Annotated in this window: 20 protein-coding genes; 5 read left to right on the forward strand and 15 right to left on the reverse strand. The window is 67.4% G+C overall.

Annotation, left to right across the window (positions count from 1 at the left end):
- Positions 1–6 precede the first annotated feature (6 nt).
- The 11 genes from BKY59_RS15230 to BKY59_RS15280 all read right to left on the reverse strand — a co-directional run bounded on the left by BKY59_RS15230 (position 7) and on the right by BKY59_RS15280 (position 14,356).
- Positions 7–1,470 (reverse strand): hybrid sensor histidine kinase/response regulator, encoded by a 1,464-nt coding sequence (locus BKY59_RS15230; protein ID WP_076073015.1) that lies wholly within the window; start codon positions 1,468–1,470, stop codon positions 7–9.
- Positions 1,467–3,251, reverse strand: coding sequence for an allophanate hydrolase (gene atzF, locus BKY59_RS15235; protein ID WP_076073016.1), 1,785 nt, complete (start codon positions 3,249–3,251; stop codon positions 1,467–1,469). Before atzF ends, BKY59_RS15230 begins: the two co-directional genes overlap by 4 nt.
- On the reverse strand, positions 3,248–6,859 hold the full coding sequence (gene uca / locus BKY59_RS15240) for an urea carboxylase (protein ID WP_206362089.1): 3,612 nt from the start codon (positions 6,857–6,859) through the stop codon (positions 3,248–3,250). Before uca ends, atzF begins: the two co-directional genes overlap by 4 nt.
- The gene (locus tag BKY59_RS15245) at positions 6,856–7,476 is read right to left on the reverse strand and encodes an urea amidolyase associated protein UAAP2 (RefSeq protein ID WP_240500139.1); all 621 of its coding nucleotides are present in this window, start codon (positions 7,474–7,476) and stop codon (positions 6,856–6,858) included. Before BKY59_RS15245 ends, uca begins: the two co-directional genes overlap by 4 nt.
- 13 nt (positions 7,477–7,489) lie before the next feature.
- On the reverse strand, positions 7,490–8,299 hold the full coding sequence (locus tag BKY59_RS15250) for an urea amidolyase associated protein UAAP1 (RefSeq protein WP_076073018.1): 810 nt from the start codon (positions 8,297–8,299) through the stop codon (positions 7,490–7,492).
- Entirely contained in the window at positions 8,296–9,075 is a 780-nt protein-coding gene (locus tag BKY59_RS15255; protein ID WP_076073019.1) for an ABC transporter ATP-binding protein, read from the reverse strand. The genes BKY59_RS15250 and BKY59_RS15255 overlap by 4 nt, the downstream gene beginning before the upstream one ends.
- Positions 9,072–9,887: an ABC transporter permease gene (locus BKY59_RS15260; protein WP_076073020.1), complete on the reverse strand. Its 816-nt coding sequence runs from the start codon at positions 9,885–9,887 to the stop codon at positions 9,072–9,074. Before BKY59_RS15260 ends, BKY59_RS15255 begins: the two co-directional genes overlap by 4 nt.
- Positions 9,888–10,064: 177 nt before the next feature.
- Entirely contained in the window at positions 10,065–11,159 is a 1,095-nt protein-coding gene (locus BKY59_RS15265; RefSeq protein ID WP_076073021.1) for a putative urea ABC transporter substrate-binding protein, read from the reverse strand.
- A 301-nt stretch (positions 11,160–11,460) separates the two neighbouring features.
- Positions 11,461–12,399, reverse strand: a complete 939-nt coding sequence (locus BKY59_RS15270) for a LysR family transcriptional regulator (RefSeq protein WP_076073022.1) — start codon at positions 12,397–12,399, stop codon at positions 11,461–11,463.
- 285 nt (positions 12,400–12,684) lie between these two features.
- Positions 12,685–13,287 carry a hypothetical protein gene (locus tag BKY59_RS15275; protein WP_076073303.1) on the reverse strand — a complete coding sequence of 201 codons (603 nt, stop codon included), beginning with the start codon at positions 13,285–13,287 and terminating at the stop codon, positions 12,685–12,687.
- Positions 13,288–13,348: 61 nt separating this feature from the next.
- Positions 13,349–14,356, reverse strand: coding sequence for a sterol desaturase family protein (locus BKY59_RS15280; RefSeq protein WP_076073304.1), 1,008 nt, complete (start codon positions 14,354–14,356; stop codon positions 13,349–13,351).
- A gap of 205 nt (positions 14,357–14,561) precedes the next feature.
- On the opposite strand from BKY59_RS15280, the gene BKY59_RS15285 reads away from it, so the two are divergent.
- Complete coding sequence (locus BKY59_RS15285) at positions 14,562–15,203, forward strand: OmpA family protein (RefSeq protein ID WP_076073023.1); 642 nt, start codon at positions 14,562–14,564, stop codon at positions 15,201–15,203.
- A gap of 22 nt (positions 15,204–15,225) precedes the next feature.
- Positions 15,226–15,948: a CsbD family protein gene (locus BKY59_RS15290; RefSeq protein ID WP_076073024.1), complete on the forward strand. Its 723-nt coding sequence runs from the start codon at positions 15,226–15,228 to the stop codon at positions 15,946–15,948.
- 87 nt (positions 15,949–16,035) lie between these two features.
- Here BKY59_RS15290 and BKY59_RS15295 read toward each other — a convergent pair whose 3' ends face one another.
- From BKY59_RS15295 to BKY59_RS18255, 4 genes are all read right to left on the reverse strand, one after another.
- On the reverse strand, positions 16,036–16,275 hold the full coding sequence (locus tag BKY59_RS15295; RefSeq protein WP_076073025.1) for a hypothetical protein: 240 nt from the start codon (positions 16,273–16,275) through the stop codon (positions 16,036–16,038).
- Positions 16,276–16,838: 563 nt separating this feature from the next.
- On the reverse strand, positions 16,839–18,260 hold the full coding sequence (gene tldD / locus BKY59_RS15300) for a metalloprotease TldD (RefSeq protein WP_076073026.1): 1,422 nt from the start codon (positions 18,258–18,260) through the stop codon (positions 16,839–16,841).
- 18 nt (positions 18,261–18,278) lie between these two features.
- The gene (locus BKY59_RS15305) at positions 18,279–18,527 is read right to left on the reverse strand and encodes a zinc-finger domain-containing protein (RefSeq protein WP_076073027.1); all 249 of its coding nucleotides are present in this window, start codon (positions 18,525–18,527) and stop codon (positions 18,279–18,281) included.
- 47 nt (positions 18,528–18,574) lie between these two features.
- On the reverse strand, positions 18,575–18,709 hold the full coding sequence (locus BKY59_RS18255; RefSeq protein WP_276205528.1) for a hypothetical protein: 135 nt from the start codon (positions 18,707–18,709) through the stop codon (positions 18,575–18,577).
- Positions 18,710–18,811: 102 nt separating this feature from the next.
- On the opposite strand from BKY59_RS18255, the gene BKY59_RS15310 reads away from it, so the two are divergent.
- The 3 genes from BKY59_RS15310 to polA all read left to right on the forward strand — a co-directional run bounded on the left by BKY59_RS15310 (position 18,812) and on the right by polA (position 24,372).
- Positions 18,812–19,738, forward strand: coding sequence for an ABC transporter ATP-binding protein (locus BKY59_RS15310; protein WP_076073028.1), 927 nt, complete (start codon positions 18,812–18,814; stop codon positions 19,736–19,738).
- Between the two features lie 150 nt (positions 19,739–19,888).
- Entirely contained in the window at positions 19,889–21,478 is a 1,590-nt protein-coding gene (gene nadB, locus BKY59_RS15315; RefSeq protein ID WP_076073029.1) for an L-aspartate oxidase, read from the forward strand.
- 143 nt (positions 21,479–21,621) lie between these two features.
- Positions 21,622–24,372, forward strand: coding sequence for a DNA polymerase I (polA, locus tag BKY59_RS15320; protein WP_076073030.1), 2,751 nt, complete (start codon positions 21,622–21,624; stop codon positions 24,370–24,372).
- Positions 24,373–24,413: the final 41 nt, after the last annotated feature.

Genomic DNA, 24,413 nt, shown 5'->3' on the forward strand with positions numbered 1-24,413 from the left:
GGAGATTCAGCGCGTTGCATGGTCGATCGTCTTCCGGAGCGAGCGCAGGTCGAGATCGTTCAGCTGGCGGCGCAGCACCGCTACCAGGGGGGCGGCATCCGGCACCGCATGGGCGAGGTCGTTCAAGGCACTTTCCATTCCGCGGACATAGCCGACGGCGGCGTAATCGTTCAGTCGGTCGAGGAACGGGAACGCTTCGGACGGCGCGGGCGGCATCGGCGTGGCGGCGGGCTGTGTTGCGTCGGTCGCGCCGCTTTCGGGGGCCTGGTCCGCTGCGTCCCAGTGCAGGTCGAGCTGGCTGCCGATCAGCGCCACCAGCGCGTCGAGTTCGACCGGCTTGGTGACGAAGGCATCGTGGCTGCTGCGGCCGTCGCCGCCGGCGTGGAACTGATGCGCGTCGGCCGAGACCATGACGATCCGGAGACGCGGTCCGTGCGCGGTGCGCAGCCGTTCGGCGACCTGCCACCCGTCGAGGCCGGGCATCTGGATGTCGAGCAGGACGATGTCGACCGGGAGGGATGCGGCGAGCGCGATCCCATCGGCCCCGTTGCACGCGGTATGGACGACGAAGCCGAGCCCGTGCAGCAGCGATTGGAGGATCGCGCGTTGGGCGGGATCGTCGTCGATTACCAGTATGGTGCGCGGTGCGCCCTGGTAGCCGATGACGCGCGCGCCCTGCGCCGCGGCGCGACCGGGTAGAACGGGCGTCGCCAGAGCGGGGGTGGGCAGCATGACGCGGAAGCGGAAGACGCTGCCGACGCCGGGCGTGCTGGTGACGGCGATATCACCGCCCAGCACATGGGCGAGCACGCGGGTGATCGCGAGGCCGAGCCCGATGCCGGGCTGCAGCTGCGCCTCGGCCGAACTGCCGCGGTCGAAGGGATCGAAGACGCGGTCCAGATCGGCCGGCGCGATGCCGATGCCGGTATCGCTGACCGCGATGTCGGCCACCTGGCTGCGATAGCGCACGGTGATGGTGACGCCGCCGTCCTGCGTATATTTGATGGCGTTCGAGCAGAGATTGATGAGGATCTGACGGAGTCGCTTCTCGTCCGTCTTGACCCGATCCGGCAGGCGGTCGTCGATGTCGAGCGTGAGCGTGAGGCCCTTGGCTGCCGCCTGGACGCGAAACATGTCGACGACGTGGCCAAGCAGGCTCCGGATATCGACGATGTCGGCGCGGATCGTCAGCACGCCGCTTTCGATGCGGGAGATTTCGAGCAGGCCCTCGACCAGATTGGTGACATGTTCGGCCGATCGGCGGATGATCGTGCCGACCGTCGCGCCGGACAGCGTGTCGTCGCGCTCGAGCAGCTGGGCGTAGCCGTAGATCACGTTGAGCGGGGAGCGGATCTCATGGCTGACCGCGACCAGATAGCGGGTCTTGGCTTCGTTGGCGGCTTCTGCCGACTCCTTGGCGCGACGGAGTTCGGCAAGGGCCGTGGCGTGCGGAGCGTCGCGCGGGGTCATGAGCCCCCCGCGCGCGACAATGTTTCGATATAGGCGCGCCAGCCGCCAAGCGCGGTGATGTCCTCTGCCCCCACGATGGCACGCGGTTCGGCCACGAAACCCTTGACGGTCGACCCGTCGGCCAGCGTGACCGATCCGATCGCAAGCGGTGCCGGCACTTCGACCACGAAGCTGCCGAACGCGGCGACATCGAGTTCATAGACCTCCACCGCGATCGCGGCGCCGGCGGCGTCGTGGATCAGCGCGGGCTTGGGCGGCGTCGAATTGGCCATCGCATAGAGTTTGTAGGTCGGTGCGGTAGTGGTGGCGGCGACCAGGCGGGCGTCGCGCGACGTCAGTTGCCAGTGGAGCGGCATGCCTTCGAGATGGGCGCCGACGACGGCGAGCTTCACGATTTCCATAGGATCCTCGATGTTCAGGGCAGGGGGTGGGGGAAGGGCGGCCGCCGCGAGATAGGCGTCGCCGGCGTCGAGCAGCGCCCGGTCGGTCCAGGCCGGGGCGATCAGCGTGATGCCGAAACCGGTGCCATTGTCGCGCCAGCCGGCAGGCAGCGCGAGGGCCGCCATGTCGAGCAGGTTCACGAAGTTGGTGTACAGCCCGAGATTGCTGTTGAGCGCGATCGGCGCGGCGCGCATTTCGGCGATGCGGTAGATGGTCGGCGTCGTCGGCAGCGCGAGCAGATCGATATCCTGCCACATCGCATCGGCAATCCGCTGGAGTTCGGCGAGCCGGTACTGGCCCCGGAACACGTCGACGCCGCTGACCGAGCGACCGTCTTCCATGATCGCGCGGACGGTAGAATCGATGGCGTCGGGGTGCGTATCGAGTAGCGGCAACGCGGCGGCGGTGCGTTCCGCGACCCATGGGCCGCCGTAGAGCAGCATCGCGGTTTCTCGCAACGGCGTCATGTCGATATCGACCAGTTCGGCACCGTCGGCCGCGAGCGTCGCCAGCGCCCGTTCGTACAGCCGTTCGGAGGCGGCATCGCCGAGGAAGACGCGCTGGTCCGGCCTTGGCACGCCGATCCGGCGGCGGGTCGTGAGCGGGTGGTCCTCACATGAGCGCGAATAGGGATCGGCGGTGTCGAAGCCGGCGACGGCGGCGTCGACCATGCGAGCATCGCCGATCGTGTGGGCGAGCACGGTGATGCAGTCGAGCGTGCGGCAGGCCGGCACCAGCCCGGCCGTGCTCCAGCGGCCCTTGGTGGGTTTCATGCCGACCAGCCCGTTGAACGCGGCGGGGACGCGGCCCGACCCTGCAGTGTCGGTGCCCAGCGCGAAGGCCACCAGCCCGGCCGCGACCGCCACCGCGGAGCCGGAGCTGGACCCGCCGCTGACATAGGCGCGGTTGAACACGCAGGCGGGCGCGCCATAAGGGCTGCGCGTGCCGTTGAGGCCGGTCGCGAACTGGTCGAGGTTGGTCTTGCCCATCGCGACCGCACCGGCCGCGACGAGACGTTCGACCACTTCCGCCGATGTGGCCGGGGTATAGGCGAAATCGGGGCAGGCGGCGGTGGTGGGCACGCCGGCGAGATCGATATTGTCCTTGATTGCGAACGGCACCCCGGCGAGCGGCAGGACCTCGCCCGCGGCGATCCGTGCGTCGACCTGCCGTGCGGCTTTCAGCACCGCGTCTTCGGCAATGCGGGTGATCCACACGGCCGGCTGGATCGCGGCATAGGCGTCGATGCGGGCGAGCGCTTCGCGGGCGACGGTCACCGCGTCGGTGCGGCCGCTGACGACGGCGGCGGCGATCGTGCCGACTTCGAACGGATCGGTCATGCCACCTCCACCGCGAGCATTGCGCCGCCGGGGGCGAGCGCTTGTTTCTCCTGCACGTAGATCCGCCGGACCGTGCCGGTGAACGGGCTTGTCACGGGGGATTCCATCTTCATCGCCTCGATGATGCCGATCGTGTCGCCCGCTGTGACGCTTGCCCCTTCGGCAACGAGCAGCTTCCACAGGCTGCCGCCGAACGGGGCCTCGACCAGTTCGCAGCCGGCGGGCAGGTCGATCTCGGCCGCGACATCCCCGCCGCCGGCGTCTTCGGTCAGCGCGGCGACGCGGTCGAACTCGCCGTTGCGCTCCCAGTCCGCGCGTTCTTCGTCGAACGCGGCCTGGCGCCGGGTCTGGAAGTCCGCGATCGACCCGGCGTTCTCGGTCAGGAAGGCGCGATAGTCCGACAGGCGGAACATCTCCTCCTCGATCCGGATCGCGCGTCGCCCGAGCGGGAAGTCGCGGCGCCATTCGGTCAGTTCGTCGTGGCTGACCGGGAAGAAGCGGATGCGGTCGAAGAAGCGCAGCAGCCAGGGTTTGCCGTCGCGGAAGGCGTCGGTCTGGCGCCAGGCGTTCCAGACCTGGATCGTGCGGCCGAACAGCTGGTAGCCGCCCGGCCCCTCCATGCCGTAGATGCACATATAGGCGCCGCCGATGCCGACGACGTTCGGCGGGGTCCAGGTGCGGGCGGGGTTGTACTTGGTGGTGACGAGCCGGTGGCGCGGGTCGATCGGGGTCGCCACCGGCGCGCCGAGATAGACGTCGCCGAGACCCATGACGAGATATTCGGCGTCGAACACGATCCGCTGGACATCGTCGATGCTGCCGAGGCCGTTCACGCGGCGGATGAATTCGATATTGTCGGGGCACCAGGGCGCGTCATCGCGGACGGACTCGATATACTTGTCGATCGTCCGGTAGATCGCCGGGTCCTTCCACGACAGCGGCAGGTAGACGACGCGCGACGGGATTTCGAAGTCGTCGAGCCCGCCGAGCCGTTCCTCGGCCGCCAGGAGGGCACCCAGCAGCGCGGCCTGGCTCAACTGGCGGCTGTCATAATGGATCTGGAGCGAGCGGATGCCGGGCGTGACGTCGATGATGCCGGTGAGTGCCGCGGCCTCGACCTCCAGCATCAGCGCGTGGACGCGGAGCCGCAGTTCGAGGTCGAGCATGATCGGGCCATATTCGACGAGCAGGTTGCGATCACCCTGCTGGCGGTAGGTGACCGCCGGGCGCACGCCCTGCGCCGGGATCGCGTGGAGGATCGGGGAACCGAGTGCGTCGCCTGCGGGAGGCTGCGTCGGTGTGCCGGAGAGCGTGGCGACGAGCCGGTCCTGCGCCTGTTCGGCCGCCACCGCCGTCGCATTGTCGACGGGCGCGAAGCGGACGGTGTCGCCGGGCGCAAGCTGGCCGACCTTCCACAGGTCCGCCTGCGCGACCACGAATGGGCAGACGAAGCCGCCGAGCGACGGGCCGTCGGGGCCGAGGATGATCGGCATGTCGCCGGTGAAATCGACCGCGCCGATCGCATAGGCATTGTCGTGGATGTTGGAGGGGTGGAGCCCCGCCTCGCCGCCGTCCTGGCGCGCCCATTGCGGCTTCGGACCGAGCAGGCGGACGCCGGTGCGGTTGGAGTTGTAGTGGACCTTCCACGCGGTTTCGCGCAGCATGGCAATGTCGTCGGGCGTGAAGAAATCGGGTGCGCCGTGCGGGCCGTAGAGGACGGCCAGCGTCCAGTCGCGGGTGATCGCCGGCTGGTCGGCGGGAGCCAGCGTTGCGGCGGGCGCGGGGGCCGGATCGCTGCGCCCAAGGTGCAGTGTGTCGCCGGTCATCACCGCGCGTCCGGCATGGCCGCCGAATTCCCCGAGCGTGAAGGCGCTGCGGCTGCCGAGGAACAGCGGCACGTCGAGCCCGCCGGCGATCGCGATATAGCCGCGCATGCCGCCGCCGGTGACGCGGCCGATCTTCAGCGCCTGGCCGGCCGCGACGGCGACGGGTTCGTAGCGGCGCACCGGCGCACCATCGAGCGTCGCGTCGAAATCGGCACCGGTCAGGCAGATCCGCGTGGCGGCGTTGAAGAGCAGCGTGGGGCCAGCGGCGGTGATCTCGAGCCCTGCTGCGCCTTCGTCATTGCCGAGCAGGCGGTTGCCGAGCCGGAAGGCGAGCGCGTCCATCGGCCCCGACGGCGGCACGCCGATGTTCCAGAGATGGAGCCGGCCAGGATAATCCTGCACCGTGGTGGACGCACCGCCGGCGAGCACGCGGATCGAGCGCGGGGTGTAGGCGATGTCCGCGAGCGCACGGGTGGAGACTGCGCCGCTGGTGAACACATCCGATCGGACCACGGTGCGCAGCCAGTCGAGATTGGTCTCGATCCCGGCGATCATCGTGCGGTCGAGCGCATCCTGCATCGCGGCCACCGCCGCGTCGCGGGTGGGGGCGGTGACGATCAACTTGGCGAGCATCGGATCATACCAGGCCGAAACCTCGGTCCCGGCGGCGATCCAGCTGTCGACGCGCGGGCCTTGCGGGAACGACACGCCGACGAGGCGGCCGGAACTCGGACGATAATCCTGCGCGGGATCCTCGGCATAGAGGCGAACCTGGATCGATGCGCCGACGGGCTTCGCCGCGTAGCCGTCGAGGAAGGCGAAGTCGCCGGCAGCACCGCGCACCATCCATTCGACGAGGTCAACGCCGGTGACCTGTTCGGTGATGCCATGTTCGACCTGGAGCCGCGTATTGACCTCCAGGAAGAAGAAGTCGTCGCGTTCGGAATCGTAGAGAAACTCGACCGTGCCCGCCGAGCGATAGGCCGCGGCGCTGGTGAGCCGGACGGCGGCGTCGATCAGCGCCTGTCGCGTGGCGGCGGGGAGCCGCGGCGCGGGCGTTTCCTCGACCACTTTCTGGTTGCGGCGCTGGAGCGAGCAGTCGCGTTCGCCGAGCGCCACGACATTCCCCGCGCCGTCGCCGAAGACCTGCACCTCGATATGGCGGGCTTGCGCGACATAGCGTTCGAGGAAGACGCCGCCGTCGCCGAAATTGCCCGCACCGAGCCGGGCGACGGTGGCGAAGCCCTCGCGGATGTCGGACTCGTCGGCGCAGACCTTCATGCCGATGCCGCCGCCGCCCGCGGTCGCCTTGAGAATGACGGGGTAGCCGATCGTGGCGGCGGCTTTGACGGCGGCGGCTTCGTCGCGCAGCAGGTCGGTGCCCGGCGCGAGCGGGACGCCCTGCGCGGCGGCGAGATCGCGCGCGGTGTGCTTCAGCCCGAAGGCGAGGATATTGTCCGGGGTCGGCCCGATGAAGGCGATGCCGCGGGCCGCGCACGCCTCGGCGAAGGCGGTGTTTTCGGAGAGAAAACCGTAGCCGGGATGAATCGCCTGCGCGCCGGTCGCCTCGGCCGCGGCCAGGATCGCTTCGACGTTGAGGTAGCTTTCGGCGGCGGGCGGGGGGCCGATGCGGACCGCCTCGTCGGCTTGCGCCACGTGCGCGGAGCCGGCGTCGGCGTCGCTGAACACCGCGACCGAGCCGACGCCCATCGCCTTCAGCGTGCGGATGATGCGGCAGGCGATCGCGCCGCGGTTCGCGATCAGGACCTTGTCGAACATCATGCCGAAACCTGCATGCGGACCGGCGTCGGGTTGAACCCGTTGCACGGATTGTTGATCTGCGGGCAGTTGGACACGACGACGATCACATCCATTTCGGCGCGCAGGTCGACGGTCAGGCCGGGCGCGGAGATGCCATCGACGATGCCGAGCGTACCGTCCGCTTCGACCGGCACGTTCATGAAGAAGTTGATGTTCGACACCATGTCGCGCTTGCCGCGACCGGCGCGGACATTGGCGTCGAGGAAATTGTCGACGCAGCTATGTTGCGCCTTGGTGTGGTGGCCGTAGCGCAGCGTGTTGGATTCGCAGGAACAGGCCCCGCCGATCGTGTCGTGATAGGCGACGTTGGTGGCAGTGATCGTCATCATCGGCCGGCCTTCGTTGGACAGCAGCACTGCGCCGGCGCGCAGGAACAGGTTGCGCTGTGCCGCGATCGTATCCTGCGCGCTGTAGCGTTCGGCATCGTCGGCGGCGGCGTACATCAGGAAATCGACCGCCTGATTACCTTCGAGATCGACGATGCGCAGCGTTTCGCCCGCGTTGATGCGGTGCATCCACGGCGCGCGCGCGGGCACGGTCTCGTCGTGGCGGATGGTGCCGGGAAGGGGTGGGGTCATGGCGATCCTCTCTTCAGCGGGCATAAAGATCTTCGGTGTTGAGGAAGGCGCGCAGGCCCTCCGGCGTGGCGGTGCGGACCGCGTCGTCCGCCGCCGCCGGGGTTCCGCGCCAGGCGGTCGCGCGCAGCGGCGTGATGGTGAAGTCGGGGCGCGGGTCGAGGACGTGGGGGCAGTTGGCCAGCACGACGATCAGCTCCATCTCCGCGCGCAGGACGAGGCTGCGGCCGGGGGCGAAGGGGCCGATCTGCGGCTCGGTCGTGCCGTCTCCGGCGATGCGGACACCCTTGAACCAGGTGATGCAGGGATGGACGTCCCTGCGGCCCAGGCCGTGCTTGGCGACGCCCAGCATGAAGCGGTCGCGCGCGTTGGGCTGCGCGCCGTAATTCTTGCCGTTGCCGTAGGCGCGGGCGTTGGACGCTTCGTTGGATGCGCCGCAGAAGGCGTCGTGCGTGGCCGCGTCGTCTTCCAGGACGGTCATCATCACGCGGCCCATGTCCGACAGCAGCAGCCGGCCCGCGGCGAGATAGCCGTTCCACTGCACCTTCAGCGTATCGGCGACGTTCAGCCGCTCGGTCGGCGTCTCCGCATTGAACAGCAGCATCGACGCGCAGGCATCGCCGGCCAGATCGATCAGCCGCAGCCGCGTGCCGCGCGCGATGCGGCGCGACGCGTAGCCGGCGGGCGCGATCGTTTCTTCCCACAGGACCTCGCCGGGTGCGTCATCGGCGGTCGCGGGCAGGGTGGGCATGGACTCGACGCGCGTGCCCGTCATCGCACGGGCATGGTCGCGGGCGCCGAACGGATCGGCGGTGCTGGTTGTCATGCGGGGTCTCCGTGTGAAAGGTCGGTGGCCGGCGCGTCGGGCAATGTCGCGGTCTTGCGGTCGAGCGGCAGATCATAGGTGACCGTCGCGCCGAACCGGTGCGGCGCATGCGGATCGTGGCGGCGCTTGTCGAAGGCGAGCACGCGGGTGCCGAGCTTGAACGCCTCGCCGATGTCGTGCGTGACCATGACGATGGTCAGGCCATGTTCGGCCCACAGCCGGGTGATGAGCGCGTGCATATCGAGCCGGATGCCAGGATCGAGCGCGCCGAACGGTTCGTCCAGCAGCAGGATGCGCGGATGCTTGACCAGCGCCTGCGCGATCGCGAGGCGTTGCTGCATGCCGCCCGACATCTGGGCCGGATAGACGTCCAGATTATGTTCCAGGCCGACCGCGGCGAGCATTTCGATCGCCGTTTCGCGGGCCGCGCGGCGTTGCGCCCCGAACAGCCGGGCGGTGAACGGTGCCTGCGCGCACTCCATCCCGAACATCACATTGCCGAGCGCCGTCAGGTGCGGGAACACCGAATAACGCTGGAACACCACGCCGCGGTCTGGACCGCATTCGGCGCGCATCACTTTGCCGTCGAGCAGCAGCTGGCCGCGCGTGGGCGCTTCCTGCCCGAGGACGAGGCGGAGGAAAGTGCTCTTGCCGGCGCCCGACGGGCCGACCACGGCGACGAAGCTGCGTTCGGCCAGTTCGAGCGACAGCCGTTCGAGCACGATCTTGTCGCCATATTCGACCCAGATGTTGCGCAGTTCCAAAAGCGCGGTCATCGGCCGGCCCCGTGCGCCCAGGGGAAGCCGCGGCGGCTCAAGAACAGTAAGAGAGCATCGGCGGCGATCGCGAGGAGCGAGATCCAGGCGACATAGGGCAGGATGATGTCCATCGCGAAATAGCGCCGGACCAGGAAGATGCGGTAACCGAGACCGACATCGGCGGCGACCGCCTCCGCCGTGATGAGGAACACCCAGGCCGGACCCATCGACAGGCGGAGCGCATCGATCAGCCGCGGCATCAGCTGCGGCAGCGCGACGCGGATCGCTAGTTGCCAGCTGTTCGCGCCCAATGTCTGCGCCTTGGTGAACTGTTCCGCGGGCAACCCGGCGACGAAGTTCGTCAGGTCGCGCGTCATGAACGGCGCGATGCCGATCGCGATCAGCGCGATCTTCGACGCCTCGTCCAGCCCCAGCAGGATGAACAGGATCGGCAGCACCGCGACGGGCGGGATGACCGCCACGACCGCGATCGTGGGGCCGAGGATCGCGCGGGCCAGCGGCATGACGCCGAGCAGCAGCCCGAGGACCAGCGCGGTGACGGTCGCGATGGCCAGCCCGATCCCGAGCCGGTACAGGCTGGCCAGCGTATCGCCGACGATCAGGATGCGATCGGTGTTGGGATCGCGATCGGTGGTGAAGGCCCGGATCGCGTCCGCCATGGCGGAGAAGGTGGGCAGCAGCTTGTCGGCGGGATTGTCCAGATGGCGCGCCTCGGACGCGACGAGATAGACGATCAGCAGCGCGAAGATCGGCAGCGCGCCCAGAACCAGCCGTGCGCCGCGACGCGGGCGGATATCGACCAGCCGCATTATCGCCGGCGTCCCGCGCTCATTGCGCGGGTCCGGGGCGGGCCGGCGATGCGTGTCGCAATGGGGTTCGGCAGCAGGGTCATCATGGTCCTATGTCATGTCGCCTGGCGCCCGGGCGCGCCGCTCCGTTCGCCGGAACCGCTGTTCCGGCGCAGTCCGTCGATCTGCGGCGCAAGGCTACAGCTTACCGTCCGCCGCGAGTTTCATGTAGGTCGGGTCGAACCGCAGCTTGACGTTCTGCGGATCGCCGAGCGTCTTGCCGCCTGCAAACCCGATGCCGATCGCGTCGACGGACTTTGCGCCCGGCCCGAACAGGCCGTTTGCGAAGCTGAAGCGCCGCACGCGGTCGGTCACGGTGATGAGGTCGGGGTTTTCGGCATAGGCCGCCGCATCCTTCGCATTGGCATAGAGATGCGTCGTCTTGAGCTGGGCGTCGAAGCTGGCGATGTCCGTGCCGGCGGCCTTGGCCATGGCGGCGCGGGCGGCGCGGCCGGCGGCGTCGTCGCGCGCCATGACCGCCATCGTTTCGTACCAGATGCCGGCAAGCGCCTTGCCGAGGTTCGGGTTCGCCTTCAGCGTCGCGGTGCTGACGTTCAGCGTGTCGAGGATCTCGTTGGGAATCTTCGAACTGTCGAACACCATCGTGGCACCCGGCGTCGCCCGGATCGTAGCGAGTTGCGGGTTCCAGGTGGCGACCGCGTTCACGCCGGCTGCGGAGAAGGCGCCGACGATATCGGCGTCGCCGGTGTTCACTGTCTTCACGTCGGTGAGCGCCAGCCCGTTCAGTTCGAGGCCGCGGGCAAGCAGGAAGTGCGACACCGAAAGTTCGACCAGCTTGACCGAGCGCCCCTTGATGTCCGCCATGGTGCGGCCGTCCTTGAGCACGACGCCATCATTGCCGTCGGAATAGTCGCCGATCAGCAGGACAGTGGTGTCCTTGCCGCCCGCCGCCGGGATGGTCAGCGCGTCCATCGTGGTGGAGACGACGCCGTCCAGCTTGCCGGCGGCATATTGGTTCACCGATTCGACATAGTCGTTGACCTGCACCAGGCGGATCTTGACGCCATATTGGTCGGCCCATTTCTTGACGATGCCGGATTGCTGGGCATAGGCCCATGGCATCCAGCCGGTGTAGATCGACCAGCCGATCGTGAAGTCCGTCTTGGCGACGGCATCCGCGTTGCCGGTGCCGGCAGGGCTGCCACCGCAGCCGGCCAGCGACATCAGGATGGCCACCGCTCCAACGCTGGCGAGCCACGATCGACTCCGCATTCCCCGTTTCCTTCGTCATTACCGGCCAGTCAGACGCGCATGATGGCGCGTCGGCGGGCCGCCCACATGAAAACCTGTCGAAGGGTCTGTCCCCTGGGCTTCGAAGGTGCCCGGCAGTGAGGCAGTGATGAAGGGTAAAAATTCTGATGCGAGGCATAGGCAGCATCTATGCCTCGCAATACGAACATGTCTCTATCAAGTCGATACAACGTCCTGTCTGGTTGGTTCGGGCCTGTCGAGAAACCTGCGTCGGCTTCTCGACCGGTTCGAACCAGGCGGCTCGGCCCGATGCGGTCGGGCCCTATGCCCTGGCCTGGGCCCGATGCCGGCGCAGGACCTCGTCCATGAACAGCTGCGTCGCGGTGTCGCGCGACGGTTCGGCACGGGCGAGCAGGAAGATGTCGTAGGATGGCTCCATATCCTTGTGGAGCAGCGGCCACAGCAGGCCCTTCGCAACGGCGTCGGCAGCAGGCAGCACAGGCAGGAAGCCGATCCCGACGCCGAGCGTGATGAGCCGGATCGTCTCGTTGATCTCCTCCGCCCGCCCGTTGACCCGGGTGCCGAGCCGGTAGCGCCGGCGCAGGCGAGTGATGGTGTCGAGTTCGTCCTCGCCGGTCAGGACGAAGCCTTCGTCCTTGAGTTCGCCGAGCCGCGCGACGCGGTGGCCGAACAGCGGGTGGTTGCGCGAGCAATAAAGCTGCTGCCGTTCCACGAACAGCGGTTCGTAGACCAGTCCGCTGCGCACGTTGCTGTCATAGCCGACGCCGATCTCCGCCTCGCCATGTTCCAGCGCGTCGAGGACGGCCCGCCAGGGCGAGACGCGGATCTCGATATGGATGTTGGGGTTGCGCCGGTGGAAGCTGGCAATCGACTGGTCGAACTCCGGCGAGGTGATCGCGGAGATCAGCTGGATGCGGACGACGCCTTCGATCCGCCGGGTCGCCTGCGCGACCTGGTGCGGGATCATGCGCGCGGCCTCGAGCATATCCTCGCACAGTGCCAGCAGCGCCGTGCCCGCGGCGGTCATCTCGACGCCGGTAGAGGAGCGCTTGAGCAACTGGACGCCGACCTGGTCCTCCAGTCGCTTCAGCGCGGCGCTGATGCTCGGCTGCTGCTTGTTCAGCCGACGGGCGGCCGCGCCGATGCCGCCGGCCCGGACGATATCGACGAAGGTACGCAACAGGTTCCAGTCGACCCGGCTGGCGAATGTCTTGTCGGGCAGGATCGCGCTATCGGCCAAACATGAAGCTCCCGGATGTCCGGAGATATCCTTTAGCCGCGCGCGGCCTGTGCGCAACATTGGGGGGGGCGGGCGCGGTACCGCATTCAGACCGTGATGACGGGAGGTCGACTATTCTCCGGATCCGCCGGCGGTCCTGTCATCCTGACGAAAGTCACGGTACGTCCGGCCCGGGATGACGACCGTGATGGTCGGACCTGGTCGAACTGGCGCCGGCCGTGACAAGCTGTCGGCGCCTCGGCTGCGCTCGACGGGTTCCGCGGCCGCGCTCGGGATGCCCCGAGGCTATGCGTCCAGCAGGCTTTTCCGGAACAGCCTTTTCACCCGGCGGCTTTCGAGGATGCGGCCGATCACGTAGAGCGCGGCGAAGATCCCTGCGAAGATATAGCCCGGCGTCGGCGACGGCTTCTTGTCGTCCTCGCCGGGTTTCTTGTCCTTCTTGGGCGGGTCGGGTGCGGGCGCGCCCAGCGCGGCGTCGATGGGGTTGAGCTTTTTGGGGGGTTTTGCGACCTCGGGCTTCTTGGGCTTCGTTTCGGCCGCCGGTTCGAAGATCTTCGGCAGGATGACGGTTGCCTGCGCGAAGCCCAGGAACAGCAGGGGGGCCAGGAAACAGAACAGCAGCGCCCGGCTGGTCAGGTGGTAGCGCAGCATCAGCCCGGCCACGTCCCGTTCGATCCGCAGGATGCCCCCGTCGAAGACCGACATCCTGTCCTGCGCCGCCTGATCCTTCTTGCGGAAGATAAGCGTGTCGGTGGTGCGATCGTGGCTGGTTCCGGCCTGGTGGAACAGCGGATCGAGCCGGTCGAAGGCGTCGTCGACCGATTGTCCGGGCGCCAGCGCCAGGCTGCCCCTGACGTGCCAGATCCAGTCGAGGAAGCGCGTGTTCACAGGATTTCCTTCGGCAGCATGACGGGCGATCGGGGCGGCGGTCATGCGGGTGCGGGACCGGTCACTCGGCAGGCATCACCGTACCCGAATGCGACCGTTCGAACCCGCGCCGCGCGCCGAACTTCGCCTTCAGCGTCTTCCAGCCTTCGGTGAAGGGGTAGACCATCGTTTCGCCGACCGACATGCGGCGCCCGCCTTCCATGCCCAGCAGTTCCGCCTCGCCATCGACGCAGGTGCCGAACATCCGGTCGATGATGATCCAGGTTCCGGAATAGTTGCTGCGGCTTGCCTCGAAATCCTGCGAATGGTGGACGCTGTGATGTTCGGTGGTGTTGAACAGGAACCGCCACCAGCGCGGCGTATTGAAGCGGACGTTGATGTGCTGGTAGGTGGCGACCGCCAGACCGAACGTGCCGGCGAGCAGCGCCGCGCGCGGCATGAAATCGAAGAACCCGCCGACGCCGAGCCCGATCAGGAAGAGTTCGACCGGGTTGCCGACCGCGCCCTTGTTGATGTTCAGCTGCGTGATGTAGTGATGCGGGGCGTGGGTCACCCAGAGCGGACCCCAGTTGTGCATCCCGCGGTGCATCCAATATTGCCCGAAATCGAACACGAACGAGATCAGGATCGCCTGCACCAGCAGGGGAAGGCCGGTGAACCAGGCAAATTTTTCCCAGTTCAGGCTGTGCTGGATCGCCTCGATCATGACGCCGTCGCCGACATAGGTATCGACCATGCGGAGCGCGGTGTAGCCGAGCCCGACGTAAAAGAGGTCCGTGGTCAGTTCCTTCCACGTCAGCCGCCAGCTTTCGTGACGCGGGGTCAGCCATTCCAGGCCGAGCAGCAGCACCTTGAAACCGACGCCGATCCAGATGGCGGTCGATGCCTTCGCGATCGAATTCGGCGCGTAGAACCAGAAGGCGATCAGTGCGAACAGCATCACCGGCTGGAACCAGGTGAAGAAAATCTGTTTCATCGGGCCGCCTTCGACCCTGGGAATATTTTCCCAGCCCACAGTGACCGGCGCCTGCGCCCCGATCACCCGCTTGCCTACGCGAACTCCGTCCATCTTGTCCCCGCGATGCGATGTGTCGATCGGAAGATGCCCGAAAAGGCGTTGCGGCATCATACGTCATCGGACGTATGCCGGGCCGGCCGGTCTTGATCTCGCTCAACCGACGCGTCTTTTTTGCAGGTCGGCCGTTACGGTCTTCTGCCTTTCCAACAGCGGGCGCCAAAGGGCGGCCGGGGGGAACGAGCTTGGGAGGACTTGCATGGTCGACAAACAGGGTACGGACGGCGCGCCGCCAAGGGCGATCCATATCGAGCGCAAGAAGGTGAACTGGCTTGCCTGGATCCTGCTGCTGCTGGGGGTTGCGGCATTGCTGTTCGCGTTGTTGCGCCACCGCGACGACGCGGCCGATGTGGCCGTGGCACCCGTTGCAACCGGCGTCGCGACACCGCCCGTTGCGGTCGAGGCGATCACGCTGCCAAATGGCCGGCGGGTCGATCTGGCACCGGCCACGTTGAACTACGACCTGCAACGCTATCTGGCGTCCGACGCGGCGGCGCCGCGGACATTCACGTTCGACAAGCTGAACTTCGACACGGCATCCGCCGCGATCCGTGCCGAAGACCGGCCGACGCTCGATGCGCTGGGCCAGATCCTGACGGCCTACCCAACCGCCAAGGTCGCGCTGATCGGCTATGCCGACGCGCGCGGTTCCGACGCCACGAACGCGACGCTGGGTGCGGCGCGCGGCAATGCCGTGATGAAGGCGCTGACCGACGGCGGGATCGCGGCGGATCGCATTTCGATCGGCACCGGTGGCGAGGCCCGGCCGGTGGCGGACAACGGGACCGCGGACGGTCAATTCGAGAACCGCCGCACCGAACTCGTCGTTACGTCCAAGTAAACCTTTTACAGGAGTCGATCCCATGACCCGTACCATCACCGCTCTGTTCGATGCCCGTAGCGATGCCGAGGCCGCCAAGGCGCGGCTGGAGCAATCGCGCGTCGATGCGGACCATATCCACATTCACGACAAGACCAGCCCCGGTTACAGCGAGGGCCAGTCGAGCCAGGCGGAGCCCGGCATCTGGGCGTCGATCAAGAATGCGTTCCTGCCCGACCAGGATCGTCATACCTACGAAGAGGGCGTGCGCCGCGGCGGCTTCCTGCTGACCGTCGATGTCAACGAAGACGCGGTGGCAGACGTGGTGCAGGTGCTGGAAGATGCCGACACCGTCGATATCGACGCACGTGCTGAGACATGGCGTTCGTCGGGCTGGAACTATGAGGCTGCCGCCGCGGTGACCGGAGCGGGTGATGGGCGGGACGCGTCGCCTTCGCGAACCTATGACGCGAATCCGGACGACACGCTGAGCGATGCGCCGTCCGTCTACAGCCGCCGCGAGACGGATCGCGGTGGATCGCGCGCGCGTTCCTATGTCAGCGAGCCCTATGTTTCGACGACCGGCGACCGGTCGCAGGGCCACGGCGTTGCCGACACGGCGAAGGGGCTGGCCGACGAAGCGATCGGCAACGGCAAGCAGGCCGTCGGCAGTGCATTCGGCAACCCCGCGCTGGAGCGGGACGGCATCGCGCAGGAGCGCAAGGGCGAAGCCGAACAGGGCAAGCCGCGCGACACGGACTACTGAGAACCAAGGCCGTGTCGGAAGGGGGCCGCTGGTGCAACGGCCCCCTTCTCGCGGTAGGCGAATCGGACCGCTGTGTGGCTCTTGCGGTCAGATCCAGTTTCGACCGTCCGGCCCCGAACAGCCATAGGGCGGCAGCTGACCCGGAAAACGCGCCTGCATCTTGTGGCAGCCCCAGCGGCGCAAGGGCGCGGGCGCATAGCCGTTCAAGGCGATGCCGACCTCGTCATACGGGCTCTCCGCATTGGCGACATACATGTACCAACGACCGCCGAAGATCACCGCGGCCGCGATGAGGCCGACGCACACGAGCTGAACCAATTTCTGCATGATACTCCCTCTTGAAACGGGGACGCTCGTGCAGCGATTGTCGGCCAATGGCAACCTTGCCGCTACGGAATGCGAGAGTTTGTAGTCGGTATTTTAAGTCTGCCGATCATTCAATCTCATTCGCGGAGAGATTGGGCGAGGATCCGAGGAACTGCGGATTGCGTCGATCGACGACGCGGTGAGCATGGGCGGCATGTTGCAGGCGCTCATCGCGCACAGCGGACGAAAAAGTCGAAATTGCTGGCAGCTGTCAGGACTCACGGCCGACGGTATACTCAGAGCGCAGGTCCGCCCGTCTGTCGGTTGGCAAGCTGTCGGCAAGAGTTGCCCGGGGCCAGCGTCGTAGCAACGGATGGTCCGGTATCGGAAGATCGGCGCCCATGCCGATGCGGGTGGCATGTCGGGGCTTCGCTACTCTGACGCGATAGGTTTTGTACATAGAAGCGACCGGACGGGATGGCGTCGTGCCCCCCGCCGAGAATGGACGGCGAGGTGGCTGATCGAGCCCAACGCGTCATGCCGTCAGGGCGTAGCGCTCCACCGTCCGTTACCCGAGGCCTGCGTCAGGCGGTGCCGCCCACCGTCAGGCCGTCGATCATCAGGGTCGGCTGACCGACGCCGGCGGGCACGGACTGGCCGCCCTTGCCGCACACGCCGACGCCTTCGTCCAGTGCCATGTCGTTGCCGATCGCGCGGACCTTGGTCAGGACCGAGGGACCGTCACCGATCAGCGTCGCGCCCTTGATCGGCGCACCCAGCTTGCCGTTTTCGATCCGGTACGCCTCGGTGCAGGTGAAGACGAACTTGCCGCTGGTGATGTCCACCTGGCCTCCGCCGAAATTGCGCGCATAGATGCCGTTCTTCGCGCGGACGATGATCTCCTCCGGGTCGTCCTGCCCGCCGAGCATGAAGGTATTGGTCATGCGCGGCATGGGCGCGTGGGCGAAGCTCTGGCGGCGGCCGTTGCCGGTGGGCGCGACGCCCATCAGCCGTGCGTTCAGCCGATCGTGGATATAGCCCTTGAGGATGCCATCCTCGATCAGCGTGTTGCACTGCGTCGGCGTGCCTTCGTCGTCGATGGTCAGCGACCCGCGACGATGCGCGATCGACCCGTCGTCGACCACGGTCACGCCGGGGGCCGCGACCCGATCACCGATCCGGCCGGCGAAGGCGGACGATCCCTTGCGGTTGAAGTCCCCTTCCAGGCCGTGGCCGATCGCCTCGTGCAGCAGCACGCCCGGCCAGCCCGCGCCGCAGACGACGGTCATTTCGCCGGCAGGTGCCGCCACCGCGTCCAGGTTGACGAGCGCACCGCGCAGCGCTTCGTCGATCGCGCGGTTCCACGTCGCCTCGCCGAACAGGTCGTCGTACAGATAGCGCCCGCCGAGCCCATGGAAGCCGCTTTCGCGCCGGCCATTCTGTTCGACCACGATCGAGACGTTCAGGCGCACCAGCGGCCGGACATCGGTGGCGACGAAGCCGTCCGGGCGGACGATCTCGACCACGCTCCACGACCCGCCGAGCCCGACCGAGACCTGCACCACGCGGGGATCGCGGGCGCGGGCGGCGGCGTCGATCCGCTGGCACAGGTCCACCTTGCGCGCGAAGGGGATCGCGGACAGCGGGTCCTGCCCGGTGTAGAGTCCCGCGTTGGTGCGGCGCGGGGGCGCGCTGCGCGGGCCGGTCGCGGGGTCGAGCAATGTCATCGTCTCGCCCGCGCGGCGGATGGCGGCGGCGCTCAGTTCGTTGGCATGCGCGAACGCCGTCGTTTCGCCCGACACGCCGCGCAGGCCGAACCCGGCCTGGGTGTTGAAATCCGCCGTCTTCAGCCGCCCGTCGTCGAAGCCGAAACTCTCCGACGCCATATATTGCAGATAGAGTTCGCCGTCGTCGCAGCCTTTCAGCGTTTCCGCGGTGAGGCGGAGCGCGGCATCGGGATCGAGCGTATCGCGGTAGAGGAAGGCGCGGGGATCGGTCTGGGTCATGGACCGGATATAGGGGGCTCAGCCGGTATGCGCATCCCCGCCGGTGCCGCCGGCCGTGCCGGAGGCGAGATCGGCAGGGCCGCCGATCAGCACGAAACGCCGGTCGCAATAGCCGCAGTCGACAAAACCCTTCTCGTCGATCTGCAACCAGCTGCGCGGATGGCCGAGCGCGGCCCCGCCCGGTATGTCGGTCGCGCCGTCGCAGACGATGCGGGCGGTGGTCACGCGCGCGGTTTCGGGTGCGGTGTCGTTGGCGGATGCGGTCATGGCACCGCGTTACCAACCGGCGCGCGGCGCGGCAAGCGCGGCGGGCCTTATCGCGCGATCAGGACCGCGACCGCCGCCTGCGCGGTGCCGCCCTGCATCATGCCGGCCAGGAAGAAGGCGATCGTCCCCGCCGCGGCAAGCGCGCTGCGGGACCGGTGGAGGAGGACGGTGCGCAGGGTCATGACCAGCAGTATCGCCAGGGATCGTTACCGCCGCCTAAACGATCGCGGTTAACGGCCCGCGTTACGCTTCCAACACAACGCCCCGCCCGCTATGCGCGAGGGATGACAGACGCCGCCATCCGCATCCAGAATCTCTGCAAGACCTATGCGGGGGGCAAGCGCGCGCTCGATGGCGTCTCGCTCGACATTCCGCGCGGTACGATCTTCGGCCTGCTCGGGCCGAACGGCGCGGGCAAGTCGACCATGATCAACATCCTGTCCGGCATGGTGAACAAGACCAGCGGCAGCGCGGAGATCTGGGGGTTCGACATCGACGCCCACCCGCGCAACGCGAAGGCTTCGATCGGCATCGTGCCGCAGGAAATCCTGTTCGATCCGTTCTTCTCGCCCTTCGAATCGCTGGAGATCCAGGCCGGGCTCTACGGCGTGCCCAAGGCGAAACGCCGCACGATGGAACTGCTGCGCGCGGTGCATCTGGAGGACAAGGCGAACGCCTATGCCCGCACGCTGTCCGGCGGCATGAAGCGCCGGCTGCTGGTCGCCAAGGCACTGGTCCATACGCCGCCCGTGCTGGTCCTCGACGAACCGACCGCCGGCGTCGACATCGAACTGCGCCAGCAGCTCTGGGCCTATGTCCGCGAACTGAATGCCGGCGGTGTCACCGTCGTCCTCACCACCCATTATCTGGAAGAGGCCGAGGAGTTGTGCGACCGGATCGCGATCATCAACCATGGCCGCGTGATCGCCGACGAACCGACCCCGCAACTGCTGGCCCGCGCGCAGGAGAAGGTCGTGGAAGTGACCGTCGACCGTGACCTGACCGTGCCGCCGGTGGCCCCCTGCTTCGAAAAGATCGCGCTGAAGGGCGACCGTACCGTCGTCATCACCTATTCAAAGGACAAGGTGAACGCCGGCGAAGTGCTGGCCGCACTCCAGTCCGCGGGGCTGGGCATAGTCGATGTGTCCACGCGCGAGGCGGATCTCGAGGACGTATTCCTCAACCTGACACGTGCGGCCGACGCGGCTTGAATGCGAAGGCCGTGCGCGCCCTCGGCTGCGCTCGGTCGGCCCCTCGACTTCGCTCGGGACAGGCGGACTTTTGATTTCCGACCATGCCGAGCGTAGTCGAGGCACTTTCCCCGAGCGAAGCCGAGGGGCTTTGATGCAGGACCGAACAGCATGACCGACCCCCGCGCCTACGACATCGTCATCATCGGATCCGGTGCAGCGGGCCTTACCGCCGCGATCAACCTGGCGCAGCATCACCGCGTCGTCGTGCTGGCCAAGGGCGGGCTGTCGGACGGCTCCACCGCCTGGGCGCAGGGCGGGATCGCGGCGGTTCTGGAACCCGGCGACACGTTCGAATCGCATATCGAGGATACGATGGTCGCGGGCGCGGGCCTGAACGATCGCCGCACCGTGGAATATGTGATCGGCGGCGCGCCCGCCGCGATCGAGCGGCTGGCGGCACTGGGCGTGCCGTTCAACCCGGGTGAATCGGAACGCTGGCACCTGACCCGCGAAGGCGGGCACAGCCACCGCCGCATCGTCCATGTCGACGACGCGACCGGTTGGGCCGTGCAGCAGGCGCTGGAGAAGGCGGCGGCGGCGAACCCGAACATCACGCTGCTGCCCGACATGGCGGCGATCGACCTGATCAGCGGGCGGCACGGCGTGCGCTATTCCGGGGACGGGCATGTCTGGGGCGTCTACGCGCTCGACCGCGGGACCGGGCGGGTGGAGGCGTTCACCGGCCGCGCGACAATCCTGGCCACCGGCGGCGCAGGCCGCACCTACCTCTATTCCACCGCGCCGCGCGGGGCGACCGGGGACGGGATCGCGATGGCGTGGCGGGCGGGGGCCCGCGTGTCGAACATGGAATTCATGCAGTTCCACCCGACCTGCCTGTACAATCTGGAGGTCAAGAATTTCCTGATCACGGAGGCCGTGCGCGGCGAGGGGGGGCGCCTGCTGCTGCCCGGTTCGGGTCACCGCTTCATGCCCGATTTCGATCCCCGCGCCGAACTTGCGCCGCGCGACGTGGTGGCACGCGCGATCGATCACGAGATCAAGCGGCTGGGCCTCGACTATGTCCATCTCGACATCAGTCACCGCGCGCAGGAATTCGTGCGCGAACATTTCCCCAACATCCATGCCAAGCTGCTGACGCTCGGCATCGACATCACGACCCAGCCGATCCCGGTGGTCCCGGCGCAGCATTATACCTGCGGCGGCGTCCTGACCGACCTCGACGGTCGCACCGACCTGCCCGGCCTGTATGCGGCGGGCGAGGTGACGCAATCGGGACTGCACGGCGCGAACCGGCTGGCGTCCAATTCGCTGCTCGAATGCTTCGTGTTCGGCGAGGCGGCGGCCGACCATATCCATGCACACTGGGACGCGCTGCCGCTGCCGCCTGCGATCCGGCCGTGGGACGAGAGCCGCGTGTCGCATTCGGACGAGGAGGTCGTGGTCCAGCATAACTGGCGCGAGATCCGGCGCTTCATGTGGGATTTCGTCGGCATCGTCCGTACCACCAAGCGCCTCGAGCGTGCATTGCACCGCATCGAACTGCTCGCGGCCGAAACAGAAGATTATTACGGCAATTTCCGGGTGACTGCGGACCTGATCGAACTGCGCAACCTGGTCGAGGTCGCCCGGCTGATCGTCCGCTCCGCGCTCCACCGCAAGGAAAGCCGGGGGTTACACTTCACGCTCGATTATCCGGACACGCTGCCGGATGCGATCGATACGATTCTGGTGCCCTGACCTGGGCTTTCGGCCGCGATACCCGTCATCCCGGATCAAGCCCGGGATGACGATGATTATCGTATATCCGCGGTCGCCAGACGAGCGCATCGGCCCCCAACGTCGCAGTCGCCAAGCGCCGCGCGCATTGCTACATCGCCCCGGTGTCCAGCAATCACCTCTATCTCGTCGACGGGTCCGGATATATTTTCCGCGCCTATCACCGGCTGCCGCCGCTCACCAACCGCAAGGGCGAGCCGGCGGGCGCGGTCTATGGCTTCACCACCATGTTGTGGCGGCTGGTGGACGACCTGCACAAGGCGGACGGGCCGACGCATCTGGCGGTGATCCTCGACGCGTCGTCGCGCACCTTCCGCAACGACATGTACGCCGAATACAAGGCGCACCGACCACCGCCGCCGGAAGACCTCGTTCCGCAGTTCCCCGTGATCCGCGAGGCGACGCGCGCCTTTTCGGTGCCCTGCATCGAAACGGTCGGGCTGGAGGCGGACGACATCATCGCATGCTACGCCAAGGCCGCGCTCAAGGAAGGGTGGAAGGTCACGATCGTCAGTTCCGACAAGGACCTGATGCAGCTGATCGAACCCGATCTCGACATGCTCGACACGATGAACAACCGCCGGCTCGGCGCGGACTATGTGCAGGAGAAGTTCGGCGTGACGCCGGGCCAGCTGGGCGACGTGCTGGCGCTGATGGGCGATGCGGTCGACAATGTCCCCGGCGTGCCGGGCGTGGGGCCGAAGACCGCCAGCCTGCTGATCCAGGAACATGGCAATCTGGAAGCCGTGCTGGCCGCGGCGGATACGATCAAGAAGCCCAAGCTGCGCCAGTCGCTGATCGACCATGCCGATGCCGCGCGCCTCAGCCGCGAACTGGTGCGCCTCGCCTGCCACCACCCGTTGCCCGAACCGCTGGAGGATCTGGCGCTGAAGGGCATTCCGCCGGCCCCCCTGCGCGCGTTCCTGGAAGATCAGGGGTTCAAGTCGCTGCTGCTGAAGGTCACCGACGGTCATGCCATCGGTGAAGCGGTACCGCCGCCCGCCCCGGTCGCGACCGACGAACCGGCCTTCGTCCACAAGGACTATGCGTGTGTCGTCACCGAGGAGGCGCTCGACCGCTGGATCGCGGAGGCGACCGCCGTCGGCACCGTCGCGATCGATACCGAGACGGATCATATCGATTCGATGCGCGCCAACCTCGTCGGCGTGTCGATGGCGATCGCGCCGGGCAAGGCCTGCTACATCCCGATCGGCCATGTCGGCGACGGACTGCTTTCCGAAGTGCCCGCGCAGCTGCCGCGCGACGTCGTGCTGGACCGGTTGCGCCCGCTGTTCGCCGACCCGTCGGTGCTCAAGATCGGCCAGAACCTGAAATACGACCTGGTCGTGCTGCGCCGTGCGGGCGTCGACGTGACGCCCGCCGACGATACGATGATCCTGAGCTACGATCTGGACGCGGGTCTGCGCAACCACGGCATGGACGACCTGTGCAAAGTGCACCTGTCGCACGATACGATCAGCTTCAAGTCGATCTGCGGCACCGGCAAGGCGCAGATCACGTTCGACAAGGTCCCGCTGCCGCAAGCCACCGAATATGCCGCGGAGGACGCCGACGTCACGCTCCGGCTCTGGCGGCGGCTGAAACCGCGGCTGTCGGCCGAGGCCGCGACGCAGGTGTACGAGACGGTCGACCGTCCGCTGGTGACCGTCGTGGCGGAAATGGAACGCGCCGGCATCAAGGTCGACCGCGCCGAACTGTCGCGCCTGTCGAGCGAGTTCGCGACACAGATCGCCATACTGGAAACGCAGGTTCACGAGGCCGCCGGCGGTCCGTTCACGATCGGCAGCCCCAAGCAGCTCGGCGAGGTCCTGTTCGACCGCATGGGTCTGAAGGGCGGCCGCAAGGGCAAGTCGGGCGTCTATTCCACCGACGTCACCGAACTGGAACGGCTGGCGGGCGAGGGCGTGCCGATGGCGCGGCTGGTGCTGGAATGGCGGCAGCTGTCGAAGCTGAAATCGACCTATACCGATGCATTGCAGGCGCAGATCAACCCGGAAACGGGCCGCGTCCACACCAGCTTCAGCCTTGCGGTCGCGCAGACCGGGCGGCTGTCCTCGACCGACCCGAACCTGCAGAACATCCCGATCCGCACCGAGATGGGCCGGCGGATCCGCGATGCGTTCGTGGCGGAGGAGGGCAAGGTCCTGCTCGCCGCCGACTATTCGCAGATCGAACTGCGGCTGGCTGCGCACATGGCCGACGTGCCGCAACTGCGCGCCGCGTTCGCCAATGGCGACGACATCCACAGCCTGACCGCGCAGGAACTGTTCGGCGAGGTCAACCGCGACACGCGCGGCAAGGCCAAGACGATCAACTTCGCGATCCTCTACGGCATCTCCAGCTTCGGCCTCGCCGGCCGGTTGGGCACCGACCGGATCGAGGCACAGGCCATGATCGACCGCTATTTCGACCGCTTCCCCGGCGTAAAGACCTACATGGCCGACACGATCGCGGAGGTCCGCGACAAGGGCTATGTCACGACGCTGTTCGGGCGCAAGACGCACCTGCCCGGTATCCGCGGCAAAACGGTGGGCGAGCGCCAGTCGGCGGAGCGCCAGGCGGTCAATGCGCCGATCCAGGGCACGTCGGCCGACATCATCAAGCGCGCGATGGTGCGGATGGGGCCGCAACTCGAACTGGCCGGGCTGCGTACCGTACGCATGCTGTTGCAGGTCCATGACGAACTGGTGTTCGAACTCGATCCGTCCGAAGTGGAGGCCGCGTCCGCGGTGATCCGCGAGGTGATGGCCGGTGCCGCCGAACCTGCGGTGACGCTGTCCGTCCCGCTGGGCGTCGAAATCGGCACGGGCAAGAGCTGGGGCGCGGCGCATTGAACCGCCGCGACAACCAGTACGGGACGGCAGCCTACGGGATG

This window comes from Sphingomonas montana, assembly GCF_001956315.1.
Classification (GTDB): domain Bacteria; phylum Pseudomonadota; class Alphaproteobacteria; order Sphingomonadales; family Sphingomonadaceae; genus Sphingomonas_R; species Sphingomonas_R montana.

Coding starts and splice junctions, on each gene's coding strand:
- BKY59_RS15230 (WP_076073015.1), bottom strand. CDS start 1,470: ATGACCCCGCGCGACGCTCCGCACGCCACGGCCCTTGCCGAACTCCGT.
- atzF (WP_076073016.1), bottom strand. CDS start 3,251: ATGACCGATCCGTTCGAAGTCGGCACGATCGCCGCCGCCGTCGTCAGC.
- uca (WP_206362089.1), bottom strand. CDS start 6,859: ATGATGTTCGACAAGGTCCTGATCGCGAACCGCGGCGCGATCGCCTGC.
- BKY59_RS15245 (WP_240500139.1), bottom strand. CDS start 7,476: ATGACCCCACCCCTTCCCGGCACCATCCGCCACGACGAGACCGTGCCC.
- BKY59_RS15250 (WP_076073018.1), bottom strand. CDS start 8,299: ATGACAACCAGCACCGCCGATCCGTTCGGCGCCCGCGACCATGCCCGT.
- BKY59_RS15255 (WP_076073019.1), bottom strand. CDS start 9,075: ATGACCGCGCTTTTGGAACTGCGCAACATCTGGGTCGAATATGGCGAC.
- BKY59_RS15260 (WP_076073020.1), bottom strand. CDS start 9,887: ATGCGGCTGGTCGATATCCGCCCGCGTCGCGGCGCACGGCTGGTTCTG.
- BKY59_RS15265 (WP_076073021.1), bottom strand. CDS start 11,159: ATGCGGAGTCGATCGTGGCTCGCCAGCGTTGGAGCGGTGGCCATCCTG.
- BKY59_RS15280 (WP_076073304.1), bottom strand. CDS start 14,356: ATGGACGGAGTTCGCGTAGGCAAGCGGGTGATCGGGGCGCAGGCGCCG.
- BKY59_RS15285 (WP_076073023.1), top strand. CDS start 14,562: ATGGTCGACAAACAGGGTACGGACGGCGCGCCGCCAAGGGCGATCCAT.
- BKY59_RS15290 (WP_076073024.1), top strand. CDS start 15,226: ATGACCCGTACCATCACCGCTCTGTTCGATGCCCGTAGCGATGCCGAG.
- BKY59_RS15295 (WP_076073025.1), bottom strand. CDS start 16,275: ATGCAGAAATTGGTTCAGCTCGTGTGCGTCGGCCTCATCGCGGCCGCG.
- tldD (WP_076073026.1), bottom strand. CDS start 18,260: ATGACCCAGACCGATCCCCGCGCCTTCCTCTACCGCGATACGCTCGAT.
- BKY59_RS15305 (WP_076073027.1), bottom strand. CDS start 18,527: ATGACCGCATCCGCCAACGACACCGCACCCGAAACCGCGCGCGTGACC.
- BKY59_RS18255 (WP_276205528.1), bottom strand. CDS start 18,709: ATGACCCTGCGCACCGTCCTCCTCCACCGGTCCCGCAGCGCGCTTGCC.
- BKY59_RS15310 (WP_076073028.1), top strand. CDS start 18,812: ATGACAGACGCCGCCATCCGCATCCAGAATCTCTGCAAGACCTATGCG.
- nadB (WP_076073029.1), top strand. CDS start 19,889: ATGACCGACCCCCGCGCCTACGACATCGTCATCATCGGATCCGGTGCA.